The following is a 13,949-nucleotide window of genomic DNA, read 5'->3' as shown; positions in this document are numbered from 1 at the left end:
GTTGATAGGCCAGATCTGGAAGCCCGGTAACGGGTGGAGGTGACTGGTACTAATAGGCCGAGGGCTTGTCCTCAGTTGCTCGCGTCCACTGTGTTGGTTCTGAAACCACGAACAACCCCATCCTTGTTTGGTCACGGGATGGTGCGGTTGACAGTTTCATAGTGTTTCGGTGGTCATAGCGTGAGGGAAACGCCCGGTTACATTCCGAACCCGGAAGCTAAGCCTCACAGCGCCGATGGTACTGCAGGGGGGACCCTGTGGGAGAGTAGGACGCCGCCGAACTATTATTAACGGGAAACCCCCGCACCTTTGGTGCGGGGGTTTTCTGCGTTCAGGGGGCATTTCCGTAGTGGCCTTTCCGTAATCGCTTTTCCTCGTCAGAGGCGGCCGGCCGTCTTTAGGGACAGGTATGCGTCTGCAAGAGCGGGCGCCAGGTCAGTGGGTGTCGCGTCGACGACCGTGACTCCGTGGCGGATGAGTTTCTCTGCCGTGCGGTGCCGTTCCGCGTGGGCCTGGGCTGCGGCCGCTGCCTCGTAGACCGCTTCTGTTGTTCCTCGGGCTGTGGCCATTTGCTCGATGTGGGGGTCCGCCACCGACGCGAGCAGGACTGTGTGGCGCTGAGTGAGGCGGGAGAGCACGGGGAGCAGGCCCTCCTCGATGGGGGCAGCGTCGAGGCTGGTCAGCAGCACTATCAGCGAACTTCGGCCGGCCGTGCGGAGGGCTGTTGAGGTCAGGCCCCTGGCGTCCGTTTCGACTAGTTCCGGTTCCAGCGTGGCCAGGGCGTTGACGACGGAAGGGAGGACCTCGCCTGCTGCTTTGCCCCGCACCAGGGCGCGTACTCGGCGGTCGTATGCGAGGAGGTCCACTCGGTCGCCTGCTCGGGAGGCCAGGGCCGCGAGGAGCAGGGCCGCGTCCATCAAGGCGTCGAGGCGACGGGCGTCGCCGACCCGCCCCGCCGAGGTGCGGCCAGTGTCGAGGACCAGCAGGATGTGGCGGTCGCGTTCCGGGCGCCAGGTGCGGACGGCGACGGTGGACTGGCGGGCGGTGGCGCGCCAGTCGATGGAGCGGGTGTCGTCGCCGGGGACGTAGTCGCGGAGGCTGTCGAATTCTGTGCCCTGGCCGCGGGTGAGGACGCTGGTGCGGCCGTCGAGTTCGCGGAGGCGGGCCAGTTTGGAGGGCAGGTGCTTCCGGCTGGTGAAGGGCGGCAGGACCCGGAGTGTCCACGGGACCTTGTGGCTGCCCTGGCGGGCGAGGAGGCCCAGGGGGCCGTACGAGCGGATGGTGACGCGGTCCGCCTGATGGTCGCCGCGGCGGGTGGGGCGCAGGCGTGTGGTCAGGCGGCGGCGTTCGCCGGCGGGGATCGTCAACCGGTTGCGGGACGCGGTGATCTCGGTGCCGGGCTGCCAGCTGCTGGGGGGCCATGCGTCGCGGAGGTGGGCGCGCAAGGGGCGACCTGAGGGGTTGGTGACGGTCAGCTCGACCTCTGCGGGTTCTCCGAGGCGTACGGAGGTGTCGCCTGACCGGGTCAGGCCGAGGCGGCGTACGGGAGCGGCCAGGGCGAAGTCGCAGGCGCAGGCGAGGGCCAGCGGGGTGTTCACGGCGAGGATGCCTGTCCAGCTGGGGTCCCAGATGCCTACGGGGAGGCTGCCGAGGGCCGCCAGGAGGGCGGTGCGGCCGGTGAGGGCCATCAGCGGGGGACCGGGACGTGGGCGAGGAGCGCGTTGATGACGGAGTCGGCTGTCACGCCCTCCATCTCGGCCTCCGGGCGGAGTTGGACGCGGTGGCGGAGGGTGGGGAGGGCGAGGGCCTTCACGTCGTCGGGGATGACGTAGTCGCGGCCCGTCAGCCAGGCCCAGGCGCGGGCCGTCGAGAGGAGCGCTGTCGCGCCTCGGGGGGAGACGCCGAGGGTGAGGGAGGGGGATTCGCGGGTGGCGCGGCAGATGTCCACCACGTAGGCGGTGATCTCGGGGGAGATGGATGTTTTGGCGACAGCCGTGCGGGCCGCTTCCAGGTCGGCGGGGCCCGCTACGGGGCGGAGGCCGGCGGCGGCGAGGTCGCGGGGATTGAAGCCCTCCGCGTGGCGGGTGAGGACGTTGATCTCGTCCTGGCGGGAGGGGAGGGGGACGGTGAGCTTGAGGAGGAAACGGTCAAGCTGCGCTTCGGGGAGGGGGTACGTGCCCTCGTACTCGACCGGGTTCTGGGTGGCCGCCACCAGGAAGGGCTCGGGGAGCGGGCGTGGTGTGCCGTCGACCGTGACCTGGCGTTCCTCCATCGCTTCGAGGAGGGAGGACTGGGTCTTGGGAGGCGTGCGGTTGATCTCGTCGGCGAGGAGGAGGTTGGTGAAGACCGGGCCCGGCTGGAACGAGAACTCGGTGGTGCGGGCGTCGTAGATGAGGGAGCCGGTGATGTCGCTCGGCATCAGGTCCGGGGTGAACTGGACGCGCTTGGTGTCGAGTTCGAGGGATGCGGCGAGGGCGCGTACGAGGAGGGTCTTCGCCACTCCGGGGACGCCTTCGAGGAGGACGTGGCCGCGGCAGAGGAGGGCCACGACGAGGCCCGTGACCGCGGGGTCCTGGCCGACCACGGCCTTGGAGATCTCGGTGCGCAGGGACTCCAGGGAGGAGCGGGCGCCGTGGGAGCTCCCGGCGTTGTCAGTGGTCGGGTCCATCATGAAGTACGTACCTCTCTTTCGAGGGTGTCGAGTTGGTCGGCGAGGGTGATGAGGGCCGCGTCGTCGGCGGGGGGCGGGCCGAAGAGGAGGGGGTGCAGGTCCTGGCCGGGGGCGCGGAGCCTGGCGGACAGGGCGGGGAGCAGGGTCTCGGGCGCGTGCGCCTGGGCGGGGGATACGCCGAGGAGGGGGGCGATGCGGATGCGGGTGGCCGAGCGGAGGGCGTCGGATGCGCGGTCGCGGGCGTTCGCCTTGCGGTAGAGGCGGGCGCGGCCTTCGACGGTTTCGGAGGCGCGGATGGCCACGGGGAGGCGTTCGGGGACCAGCGGGCCTAGGCGGCGGGCGCGCCACAGGGCGGTGAGTGCGGCGGCGACGGTGAGTTGGAGGGTGCCCCAGAGCCAGCCGTCGGGGATCAGGTCGAAGAAGTCGCGGTCGGCGGTGTCGGTCGCGGCGTCGTCGGAGAGGGAGGGGAGGTACCAGACCACGTGCGGGCGGGAGCCGAGGAGTTGCAGGGCGAGTGAGGCGTTGCCCTGCTCGTCGAGGCGGTCGTTGTAGAGGATGTCGGGGGCGCCGAGTACGACGGTGTCGCCGGGGCCTTCGGCGGCCGGGAGTTGCAGCAGGCCGGGCAGGCCGTCGCTGAGGTAGCAGGCTTCGGCGTCCGGGGCGAGGGTGTCGTAGCGGAGGCCGCCCACGTCGGCGGAGCCCGCGCGTTCGGCGGCGGGCAGGGAGCAGCGGGGGGAGAGCGTCGAGTCGAGGCTGGGGGTGGCGTCCGCGGTGACCCCCGGGGCGAGGGTGCTGACGGAGGGGGTTCCGGGGGCGAGGAGGACGGTGCGGCCCCGGGAGTCCTCGGTGGCCTCGCGGAGGCGCGACTGCTGGTGCTCGGTGAGCCGGTCGGGGGTGGTCACCAGGAGCGTGGTGTCCGGTCCTGCCGCGGCCGTGGCCTCTTCGGTGGTGGTCACGACGCGGGTGGACACACCGCGGTCGGCGAGGAGTTCGGCGACGGCGCGGCTGCCGTGGCGGTCGGCGGAGCGCGGGTCGAGGCGGCCGTGCTGAGCGCCGGAGCGGACGGCTGCCATGACGATGGCGGCTGCCAGGAGTACGACCAGGGCGAGGAGGACGCCGCGGGAGCGGGTCCAGAGTTGGCGGGGGGTGGGGGCTGAGGAGGTGGTTGCTTCGGGGGGAGCGGGTGCGGGTGCGGGTGTGGTGGCCGTGGCTCCGGGGTGGGTCGGCGCGGTCGCGGTCGCAGCCTTGCCTGGGGTGTGGGAGTGGGAGTGGCCAGCGTTGGTGGGGTCCTGTGGGGTGCTCAGTTGGGGGCTCCCTGGGGGGTGTTGTCCAGGGTTGGCCTTGATCGGGTCAGGGCGGTGTCCAGGGTGGTCAGGCGGTCGTACATCGGCTCTGTGGCGGTGCGGCCGCCGTAGGTGATGGCGTCGAACGCCTGGGCCGCGGCGTGGAGTTCGGTGGCGTGGGCCGGGAGGGGGCGAGAGGCCTCCGCGGCTGCTTCGTCCGCGGTGCGGCCGGGGCGGGGGTCAAGGAGTGCGCGTTCCTCAAGGGCGCGGACCATGGCCCGCATGCGTTCCTGGACGGCTTGGTTCCAGTGGCCCTGGGCCGCGTGCGCCTCGGCTGCGGCGCGGTGTTCCGCGGCGGTGCGGGGGCGGTCGTCGAAGAGGGCGGGGGAGGAGGCGGGCGCGCGGTGCGGGGTGCCCAGGCGCCACCACAGGGCCGCTATCAGGGCCAGTACGGCGAGGACGATGACCAAGAGGCCAAGGGCGCCGCCCGGGGTTGCTCCCGAGGCGGCGGTGAACAGGTTGTCGACCCAGTCCCAGAAGCGGTTCAGGGCACGTTGCAGAAGGCCGGGGTCGTTCTCGTGGTACGTCGGCTTGGACAGTTCGCGCTCGGCTGCCTCCCGTGCGGGGTCGCGCGGGATCGTCACCGGTGGGTCGTCGTCGCCGGTGCGTGGCAGGAAGGGTGTTCTTCGTCCGAGGTCCCGCAGAGCTGTCCCCGTCACCGCATCAGCTCCCGGGGGTTCCGGGGGCGTTGGAGCCGCCTGCGCCCTGGAGGCCTGCCGCGCGGGCGAGTTCGAGGTCGAGGGCCTCGCGGCGGATCCGCTGGTCGATGTAGAGGAGGACGGTGACGCCTGCGGTGATCGGGAACGTCAGCATGGAGCCGATGACCGAGCCGACGCCGCTGACGATCAGGAACGTCCAGCCGAGGTCGCCGGTGCCGCTGTCGAGGAAGCCCGTGACGCCGTTGCCGCTCAGCGCGCCCGCGATGAGGGTGAAGGGGATCACGATGATCGACGCGACGACGTTGGCGATGATCGCGGCGAGCAGTTGGATGCCGAAGACGCGCCACCAGGAGCCGCGGACCAGCTTCACCGAGCGGGCCATCGACTTCTTCACGCCCTGCTTCTCCAGCATCAGCGCGGGTGAGGCGAGCGAGAAGCGGATCATCAGCCAGACGGCGACGATCAGGGCACCGAACCCGCCGAGCACGGCGAGGCTGACGCCCGCGTCGGACGATCCGGCCGCCGCGATCAGTACGCCGGGCACGGCGCCGGCGGTGACGACCGCGACGCCGATGAGCGGGAGCAGCAGCGTCAGGCCGACCAGCCTCGGCAGCTGCGGCTTGGCGTCCTGCCAGGCCTCCGCCGTGGTGACCGACTTACCGAGCACCGCGCGGCTGGTGACCATCGTGAGCAGGGCGGTCGCGATGATCGTGCCGAGCAGGGTGATCACCAGGACCACGCCGGAGCTCAGCAGGGTGTCGCCAAGGGCGCGGGTCAGTTCGCCGACGGTGGCGCTCGGGTCATCCAGGGCGTCGGTGTTCGCGCTGTCGTTGAGGACGAGCCCCTGCAGCAGGATGACGACGACCTCGGTGATCACGGCCACGGTCAGGGAGATGCCGAGCACCGTGCGCCAGTACGTACGCATCGTGGAGACCGCGCCGTCCAGGATCTCGCCGACGCCGAGCGGCCGCAGTGGGATGACGCCGGGCTTGGCGGCGGGCGGCGGGCCCTGCCACGCGCCCCAGCCGGGGTAGCCGCCCGGGCCGCCGGGACCGGGACCACCAGAGCCGGGGCCGCCGGGGCGTCCGCCGCCCCAGCCGCCGCCCGGAGGGGGCGGCGGAGGAGGCGGGGTCTGGCCGGCTGGCGGCGGGCTCGGAGCGGACCACTGGGCGGGCGGCGGCTGCTCCTTGGACCACTTCGAGGCCGGACCGTTCGGCTGGGCGGCGGGCTCGGTGGGCTCGGCGGGCTCCGGCTTACCGGAGTCAGGTCCGTCGGAGGGGGCAGATCCGGGCGAGGCCCAGCCCGGAGTGTCGTTCATCGTCGCTCCTTCACGGTGCCCGTCCGCGGTCGCGGCGGCAGCTTGGCTGCCATCGTGCCACGGCATGCCCTTGCGGTGACCGGGCAGCGTATGGGCTGCACACCTTCAATTGTCCTTCGGGTACGGGGCAGACTGGGCGGATGGCTGATCAGTACGCGCAATCCGGCGAGGACACACGGCCGACCGAGACCCCACCGAGCCCAGCGGCCCCCGCCGCACCGGTGGCCCCAGCAGCACCGGCGAACGCGGCGATGCCCGTGATCCGCTGGGCCGAGCCGCCGGAGGGCCCTGTACTGGTCCTCCTCGACCAGACCAGGCTGCCCGGCGAGGAGACCGAGCTGGTGTGCACGGACGCGCCCGCCCTGGTGCAGGCGATCCGCACGCTCGCCGTGCGCGGGGCGCCGCTGCTCGGCATCGCCGGTGCCTATGGCGTCGCGCTCGCAGCCGTACGCGGCTTCGACGTGGACGAGGCGGCGGACGCGATCGCGGGGGCCAGGCCCACCGCGGTCAATCTCGGCTACGGCGTGCGCAGGGCCCTGGCGGCGTACCGCTCGGCGGTCCTGGGCGGAGCCGACCAGGAGCGGGCGGGCGCGGCGGCGCTGGAAGCCGCGCGGGCCCTGCACCGGGAGGACGCCGAGGCCAGCGCGAGGATGGCGGTGCACGGTCTGGCGCTGCTCGACGAGATGCTGCCCGGCGGCGGCCACCGGATCCTGACCCACTGCAATACGGGCGCGCTGGTCTCGGGCGGCGAGGGCACGGCGTTCGCTGTAGCCCTTGCGGCGCACCGGAAGGGACGTCTTCGCAGGCTGTGGGTGGACGAGACGCGACCCTTGCTGCAGGGTTCGAGGCTGACCGCGTATGAGGCGGCGCGGAGCGGAATGGCGTACACCTTGCTTACGGACAACGCGGCGGGGTCGTTGTTCGCGGCGGGTGAGGTGGATGCCGTACTGATCGGTGCCGACCGCATCGCGGCCGACGGTTCGGTGGCCAACAAGGTGGGGAGCTATCCGCTCGCGGTGCTTGCCCGCTACCACCACGTGCCGTTCATCGTGGTGGCGCCGGTGACGACCGTGGACCCGGACACCCCGGACGGAGCGTCCATCGAGGTGGAGCAGCGGGCAAGTCAGGAAGTGACAGAGGTCACGGCACCCTATGTGCCGATGGCCGGGGCTGAAGCGGGAGGCGGGATCGTGGTGGCACCTCTGGGAACCCAGGCGTACAACCCCGCCTTCGATGTGACGCCGCCGGAATTGGTGACGGCGATCGTCACCGAGGAAGGCGTCGTGTCGCCCGTGACAGCAGGGGGCCTTGGCGAGCTGTGTGCCAGGTCACGCCAGGTAACGATGAGCTAATGGGATGATGTCAGGCATGAAGGGACGAGTCCTTGTCGTCGACGACGACACCGCACTGGCCGAGATGCTCGGGATTGTGCTGCGTGGTGAAGGGTTTGAGCCGTCGTTCGTAGCTGATGGCGACAAGGCGCTGGCCGCTTTCAGGGAGGCAAAGCCGGATCTTGTACTGCTGGATTTGATGTTGCCGGGCCGTGATGGCATCGAGGTGTGCCGCCTGATCAGGGCGGAGTCCGGGGTGCCGATCGTCATGCTCACGGCCAAGAGCGACACCGTAGACGTGGTGGTCGGCCTCGAGTCGGGCGCCGACGACTACATCGTGAAGCCCTTCAAGCCGAAGGAGCTCGTGGCCCGCATCAGGGCGCGGCTGCGGAGGTCGGAGGAGCCCGCGCCGGAGCAGCTGACCATCGGTGACCTGGTCATCGACGTGGCGGGGCACTCCGTGAAGCGGGAGGGGCAGTCGATCGCGCTCACCCCGCTGGAGTTCGACCTGCTGGTCGCGCTGGCCCGCAAGCCGTGGCAGGTGTTCACGCGTGAGGTGCTCCTCGAGCAGGTCTGGGGCTACCGCCACGCGGCGGACACCCGCCTGGTCAACGTGCACGTGCAGCGGCTGCGCTCGAAGGTCGAGAAGGACCCGGAGCGGCCGGAGATCGTGGTGACCGTCCGTGGTGTCGGTTACAAGGCCGGACCGAGCTGACATGTCCCGTGACAGTTCCCCCGCACCGCCCGGGGCTCCGGCTCCTGGCGGCCGCTCGGGGCGGACTGGGGGACGGCGCGGAACCACGTTCGGGCGGCTGCTCGACGGGGGTCTGCTGCTGCAGGACGGGGTGCAGGGCAGCCCCGTCCTGAGGCTTTTCGTGCGCTGGGTGCGGCGTCCGCTGCTGCCCGCGCTGCGGCTGTGGCGGCGCAACATCCAGCTCAAGGTCGTCGTCACGACGCTGCTCATGTCGCTCGGCGTGGTCCTGATGCTGGGTTTCGCCGTGATGAGCTCGGTGAACAACGGCCTGCTCAAGGCCAAGGTGAAGGCCTCGCAGAGCCAGGCCGACGGTGGATTCAGGGCCGCTCAGGACGAGGCCAACTCCGCGAGGCCGCGCGCCGGGCAGGACGGCGGCACGACCGACGGCCAGGCCATGCCGCCGGCCGCCGTGTGGATGTCCGACCTGGTGGAGCAGCTCTCCAGCGGCGGCCAGAGCGCGTTCAACGTGGTGACGCTGAGCCCGACGTCCACCGCCGACGGCGCCAGCGTGCGCGGGCCGCGTGCCTCCGGGGGCGTGGATCCGATCGTGAGTGTGCCCGAGGAACTGCGCAGCAGCGTCGACAAGGGCACCAGGGCCTACCAGAGCAATACGCGGATCGTCTTCAACGACGGCCGTGAGGCGCAGCCCGGCCTGGTCATCGGCAAGCGCCTGAACGACCTCAACGGCGAGCCCTACCAGCTTTACTACCTCTTCCCGCTGACGCAGGAGGAGGAGTCGCTCGGCGTCGTCAGAACGACCCTCGCGACCGCGGGTCTCTTCGTCGTGGTGCTGCTCGGCGCCATCGCCTGGCTGGTGGTGCGCCAGGTCGTCACGCCGGTACGGATGGCCGCGGGCATCGCCGAGCGGCTCTCCGCCGGGCGCCTTCAGGAACGTATGAAGGTCACCGGAGAGGACGACATCGCGCGCCTCGGTGAGGCCTTCAACAAGATGGCGCAGAACCTTCAGCTGAAGATCCAGCAGCTGGAGGAGCTTTCGCGGATGCAGCGGCGGTTCGTGTCGGACGTCTCGCACGAGCTGCGTACGCCGCTGACGACCGTGCGGATGGCCGCTGATGTCATCCATGACGCGCGCGTGGACTTCGATCCGGTCACCGCGCGGTCGGCCGAGCTGCTCGCCGATCAGCTTGACCGGTTCGAGACGCTGCTGGCCGATCTCCTGGAGATCAGCCGCTTCGACGCGGGCGCGGCGGCCCTTGAGGCCGAGCCGATAGACCTGCGTGAGGTCGTACGACGGGTCGTGGGCGGCGCGGAGCCGCTGGCCGAGCGCAAGGGGACGCACGTTCGGATAGTCGGGGACCAGCAGCCCGTGGTGGCCGAGGCCGACGCGCGGCGCGTGGAGCGGGTGCTGCGCAATCTCGTCGTCAACGCCGTGGAGCACGGTGAGGGCCGGGACGTCGTGGTGCGGCTCGCGGTGGCGGGCGGCGCGGTCGCGGTCGCGGTGCGGGACTACGGAGTGGGGCTCAAGCCCGGCGAGGCGACCCGGGTGTTCAGCCGCTTCTGGCGGGCCGACCCGGCACGCGCGCGTACCACCGGTGGTACGGGGCTCGGGCTCTCCATCGCGCTGGAGGACGCGCGGCTGCACGGCGGCTGGCTCCAGGCGTGGGGTGAGCCGGGCGGCGGTTCGCAGTTCCGGCTGACGCTGCCGCGTACGGCGGATGAGCCTCTACGGGGATCGCCGATACCGCTGGAGCCCGATGACTCGCGGCGCCACCGCGGCCTGAACGACGCCGGTCTCCCGCTCGGCGGCGCCAACAAGCTCGCCACGGTGCCGGCACAGCCGTCCGCGGAGAGGGTGGCGCCGCCCGTCCCGGCGAGGGCGCCCGTGGCGCCGAGGCACGCGCAGGGGGCCACTGGGGCGGACCCGACGGCGCTTCCGGGTAACGGCTCGCGGGTCGTCCCGCGGCGGCCGCTGGACGACGAGGTGGCGCGGGGCGAGGGGCCCGGCGACACCGAAGGCTCCGAGGGTGTCGTGTCCGATGCCTCGGAAGGCGCCGGTGCACCGGCGAACGAAGCGGATCCCGCCAGGGAAGGGGAGGCCTCACGTGGGCGCTGACCACGATCACCGCGGTCACCGGCGCCTCGTACGGGCCGGGCTGCTGTTCGGCTGCTGCGGGGTGCTGCTCGCGGGCTGCGCCTCGATGCCCGACAGCGGGAACCTGAAGGCGGTCGACGCGTCCCAGCGGCCCGACTCGCAGTCGCAGGTACGGGTCTACGCGATGCCGCCGGGCGATGACGCGGGCCCCGTGGAGATCGTCCAGGGTTTTCTTGAGGCGCTGACCAGCGATGATCCGCAGTTCGCGATGGCGCGCAAGTATCTGACCAAGGAAGCGTCCAAGGGCTGGCGGCCCGATGTGCAGACCACGGTGCTCGCGGACGGCCCCAACGCGGGCTCGGGCAGTGTCGGTGACCATGGGGAGAACGGCCGTTCGTTCCCGCTGACCGGGCGCAAGGTCGCGACGGTGGACAAGCAGCACGCCTACCAGCTCGACGACGACGCGTACAGCGAGACCGTCCATCTCGTCCAGCGGGACGGTCCTGGCGGCAAGGAGTGGCGGATCGACCGTGTGCCGCCGGGAGTGGTGCTCGGGCAGTCCGACTTCCAGCGGATCTACTGGTCCGTCAATAAGTACTACTTCGCGACGCGTTCGTCCGGTGCCGGTGGGGGCGCGGACGGTGGAGCGGGCGGCCAGGAAGGGCTCGTCGCCGACCCCGTCTACATACGTCAGCGCATCGACCCGGTGACGGAGACGGTCAAGGCGCTGCTCGACGGGCCCACCAACTGGCTCAACCCGGTCGTCGACACGCGTTTCCTGACCGGCATCCGGCTCAAGGCGGGCACCAAGACGCTGGCGCCCGACGACCAGGGCAAACTCACGGTCCCGCTGAACGAGAAGGCCGACCCCGTCGGCCAGGAGCGGTGCACCGAGATGGCCGCGCAACTGCTCTTCACGCTCCAGGACTTGACGTCGTCCGGCGTCAAGGAGGTCGAGTTGCAGCGCCGCAACGGATCGCAGCTGTGCGTCCTGAGCGAGGACCGCGCCGAGTCCGTCGCGCCGGCCCGCACCGCGGACCACCCCGGCTACCAGTACCTCATCGACGACAAGCAGCGCCTGGTACGGATGCCGGCGGGCGTCGGGAGCAAGGCCGATCCGGAGCCGGTGGAGGGCAAGTTGGGCAGTGGCGAGCAGCCGCTGCGGGCTGCCGCCGTGTCGCGTGACGAGGAGCGCGCCGCGGGCGTCTCGCTCGACGGGCGCTCGCTGTACATGGGGTCGCTGGTCTCCGCGGGCGCCCTCGGCAAACCCGAGGTGCGCAGCAAAGCCAAGTCGGAGGAGGACGGCCTCTCCACGCCCAGCTGGGACGGCCGCGGCGACCTCTGGGTGGCCGACCGGGACCCGAAGCGGCCGCGGCTGCTCTGGCTCGAGCAGGGCGCGGGTGAGCCGCTGCCGGTCAAGATCTCGGGTCTGGACGGGCGGATCGAGGCGGTGCGGGTTTCCGCCGACGGCGTGCGGATCGCGCTCCTCGTAAAGAAGGACGGCAAGACGACCCTGCGCATCGGCCGCGTCGAGCGGACGGGCGCCAAGGGCGAGCAGCCGGAGATCTCCGTGGTCGAACTGCGCCAGGCCGCACCGCAGATGGAGGAGGTCACCGCCATGTCGTGGGCGGGCGGCAGCCGTCTCGTGGTCGTCGGGCGCGAGTCCGGTGGTGTGCAGCAGATGCGGTACGTCCAGTGCGACGGCTCGGCGCTCGCGGGCGCGACGCTGCCCGGGCTCACCGGCGTGAAGGAGATCGCGGCGTCCGAGGACGAGCGGCAGCCGCTGGTGGCGCACTCGGACGACGGGATCGTGCGGCTGCCGACGGGGGCGCAGTGGCAGACCGTGGTCAAGGAAGGGTCGTCGCCGGTCTATCCGGGGTGACGGCCTTTCCCTGCCCTGGAGTTGCCGCGCGGAGTTGCCTCCGCGGAGTTATCCACAGGCGGTTGTCCACAGGGGTGGCCGGGCCGCTCGCGTCTTGGCACAGTGGTGGACATGCGGGGGTGGTGGCAGGACCTCACGGATCTGGTGCTGCCGGCCGAGTGCGGAGGCTGCGGGAGGCTTCGTACGGCGCTCTGCGGGGAGTGCCGCGACGCCCTGTGCGGTGCCGCGCCCTGCCGGGTGCGACCGGATCCCAGGCCGCCGGGGCTGCCGGTGGTCCATGCGGCGGCTCCGTACGGGGACGCGGTGCGTGCGGTGCTGCTCGCGCACAAGGAGCGGGGCGCTCTGGGGCTCGCGGGCCCGCTGGGCGTGGCGCTCGCCGGGGCGGTGCGGGCCGGACTGCCGGGTGGTGACGCTCCGGTACTGCTGGTGCCCGTGCCCTCGGCTCGCGGGGCGGTGCGGGCGCGTGGCCATGATCCTGTGCGGCGGCTGGCGCTCGCGGCCGCGGGCGAACTGCGCAGGGGCGGGACGCGGGCCCGGGTGCTCTGTGTGCTGCGCCAGCGGCGGGCGGTGGCCGACCAGGCGGGGCTCAACTCCCGTCAGCGGCAGGCCAATCTGCGAGGTGCTCTGGAGGTGACCGCGGGTGGTGGGCGGCTTCTCGGCGGCGGTGGCCGGGTAGTGGTCGTGGACGACCTGATGACCACGGGTGCTTCGCTGGCCGAAGCGGCCCGTGCAATACGTGACGTACACACGGAAAGTGAAAAGCGGCCGCCGGTGGTAACAGCCCGTGAAATAGCACGGCGGAACACGGTCGGCGCTGCTGTTGTCGCGTCGTCGCCGGATTCTTTCGGAATAAACCGGAACTGACAGGGAACTTGCATCGTTGCAGGTAGTGAGAGTGTCAATACACCTGAATGGAGGTATGCGGCGGTAGAGGGTGACGACATCCGTCCGAGCGAGATATGTTCGGTTGTGAGGAATGGCGGACGCCGTCCCTCGCATATCGGAATGCCGGCCGCAGGGTTTTCTGCAATCACCCGGGCCGGTCGGGGTGGAGATCTTGTTCGCGGGGGAGGAGGAGGTGGAAGTCACCGAGTCCGAGGCTCCGGGAGTCACCGGGGCCTGGTGCAAAAGGGAGATGCTCCGCCGCCGAAGCGGGGCGATCCGGGAACGGAGTTCTGCGTGGACATCGTCGTCAAGGGCCGCAAGACCGAGGTGCCCGAGCGGTTCCGCAAGCACGTGGCCGAGAAGCTGAAGCTGGAGAAGATCCAGAAGCTCGACGGCAAGGTGATCAGCCTCGACGTCGAGGTGTCCAAGGAAGCCAACCCGCGTCAGGCCGACCGTTCCGACCGAGTGGAGATCACCCTCCGCACGCGCGGGCCCGTGATCCGCGCGGAGGCCTCGGCGACCGATCCGTACGCGGCGCTCGACCTGGCCACGGCCAAGCTGGACGCACGACTGCGCAAGGAGCACGAGAAGCGCCACAACCGGCGCGGCACCGGCAGGCTCTCCGCCGCCGAAGTCGCCGAGCGGGTCCCGGACGCGGCGTACCTCCACGGGGACGGCAGCATCGCGCGTGAGGAAGAGCCGGACGGCGTACCCGTCAAGAGGATCGGCTCACTGGAGATTCAGGGCGAAGGCCCCCTCGTGGTCCGCGAGAAGAGCCACGTGGCGGCCCCGATGACGCTCGACCAGGCGCTCTACGAGATGGAGCTGGTCGGGCACGACTTCTACTTGTTCGTCGACTCGGAGTCGAAGGAACCGAGCGTCGTCTACCGGCGGCACGCCTACGACTACGGCGTCATCCGCCTCAACACCGACCCGATGGTCGCGCGGGCCGAGTCGGCCGGCGGCGGCGGTGCGCTCGGCGGCTGACCTCGGTCGGTCGGCGGGCTGAGCCGGTGCCCCTGGAGCGCGTGTGCGCCCCCAGGGGCACCATCA

The 13,949-nt window shown here is 71.3% G+C and carries 11 protein-coding genes and 1 rRNA gene; 7 read left to right on the top strand and 5 right to left on the bottom strand.

What is annotated here, in order from left to right; all coding sequences use genetic code 11:
- Positions 1–165 precede the first annotated feature (165 nt).
- Positions 166–282 (top strand): 5S ribosomal RNA (gene rrf / locus ACGFX9_RS06555).
- A 95-nt stretch (positions 283–377) separates the two neighbouring features.
- Here rrf and ACGFX9_RS06550 read toward each other — a convergent pair.
- From ACGFX9_RS06550 to ACGFX9_RS06530, 5 genes are all read right to left on the bottom strand, one after another.
- The gene (locus ACGFX9_RS06550; protein WP_393465462.1) at positions 378–1,688 is read right to left on the bottom strand and encodes a DUF58 domain-containing protein; all 1,311 of its coding nucleotides are present in this window, start codon (positions 1,686–1,688) and stop codon (positions 378–380) included.
- Positions 1,688–2,668: an AAA family ATPase gene (locus tag ACGFX9_RS06545; protein WP_393465705.1), complete on the bottom strand. Its 981-nt coding sequence runs from the start codon at positions 2,666–2,668 to the stop codon at positions 1,688–1,690. The genes ACGFX9_RS06550 and ACGFX9_RS06545 overlap by 1 nt, the downstream gene beginning before the upstream one ends.
- Positions 2,668–3,744: a DUF4350 domain-containing protein gene (locus ACGFX9_RS06540; protein WP_393465460.1), complete on the bottom strand. Its 1,077-nt coding sequence runs from the start codon at positions 3,742–3,744 to the stop codon at positions 2,668–2,670. Before ACGFX9_RS06540 ends, ACGFX9_RS06545 begins: the two co-directional genes overlap by 1 nt.
- Positions 3,745–3,971: 227 nt before the next feature.
- Entirely contained in the window at positions 3,972–4,673 is a 702-nt protein-coding gene (locus ACGFX9_RS06535) for a DUF4129 domain-containing protein (protein WP_393465457.1), read from the bottom strand.
- A gap of 4 nt (positions 4,674–4,677) precedes the next feature.
- Complete coding sequence (locus ACGFX9_RS06530; protein WP_393465454.1) at positions 4,678–5,991, bottom strand: glycerophosphoryl diester phosphodiesterase membrane domain-containing protein; 1,314 nt, start codon at positions 5,989–5,991, stop codon at positions 4,678–4,680.
- 140 nt (positions 5,992–6,131) lie between these two features.
- Between ACGFX9_RS06530 and mtnA the strand changes: the two genes are divergently transcribed.
- The 6 genes from mtnA to hpf all read left to right on the top strand — a co-directional run bounded on the left by mtnA (position 6,132) and on the right by hpf (position 13,883).
- Complete coding sequence (mtnA, locus tag ACGFX9_RS06525; RefSeq protein WP_393465451.1) at positions 6,132–7,343, top strand: S-methyl-5-thioribose-1-phosphate isomerase; 1,212 nt, start codon at positions 6,132–6,134, stop codon at positions 7,341–7,343.
- 4 nt (positions 7,344–7,347) lie between these two features.
- Positions 7,348–8,037 carry a two-component system response regulator MtrA gene (mtrA, locus tag ACGFX9_RS06520; protein ID WP_361836743.1) on the top strand — a complete coding sequence of 230 codons (690 nt, stop codon included), beginning with the start codon at positions 7,348–7,350 and terminating at the stop codon, positions 8,035–8,037.
- Between the two features lies 1 nt (position 8,038).
- The gene (mtrB, locus tag ACGFX9_RS06515; RefSeq protein WP_393465448.1) at positions 8,039–10,150 is read left to right on the top strand and encodes an MtrAB system histidine kinase MtrB; all 2,112 of its coding nucleotides are present in this window, start codon (positions 8,039–8,041) and stop codon (positions 10,148–10,150) included.
- Positions 10,140–12,011, top strand: a complete 1,872-nt coding sequence (locus ACGFX9_RS06510) for an LpqB family beta-propeller domain-containing protein (RefSeq protein ID WP_393465445.1) — start codon at positions 10,140–10,142, stop codon at positions 12,009–12,011. Before mtrB ends, ACGFX9_RS06510 begins: the two co-directional genes overlap by 11 nt.
- A gap of 111 nt (positions 12,012–12,122) precedes the next feature.
- Positions 12,123–12,875 (top strand): ComF family protein, encoded by a 753-nt coding sequence (locus ACGFX9_RS06505; protein ID WP_393465442.1) that lies wholly within the window; start codon positions 12,123–12,125, stop codon positions 12,873–12,875.
- Positions 12,876–13,190: 315 nt separating this feature from the next.
- Positions 13,191–13,883 carry a ribosome hibernation-promoting factor, HPF/YfiA family gene (gene hpf / locus ACGFX9_RS06500; protein ID WP_393465438.1) on the top strand — a complete coding sequence of 231 codons (693 nt, stop codon included), beginning with the start codon at positions 13,191–13,193 and terminating at the stop codon, positions 13,881–13,883.
- Positions 13,884–13,949: the final 66 nt, after the last annotated feature.

The sequence above is a fragment of the Streptomyces sp. NPDC048436 genome, assembly GCF_043200355.1.
Classification (GTDB): Bacteria; Actinomycetota; Actinomycetes; order Streptomycetales; family Streptomycetaceae; genus Streptomyces.
Note: the sequence above shows the minus strand (reverse complement) of the source record. Positions and strands in the feature narration are given on the sequence as shown.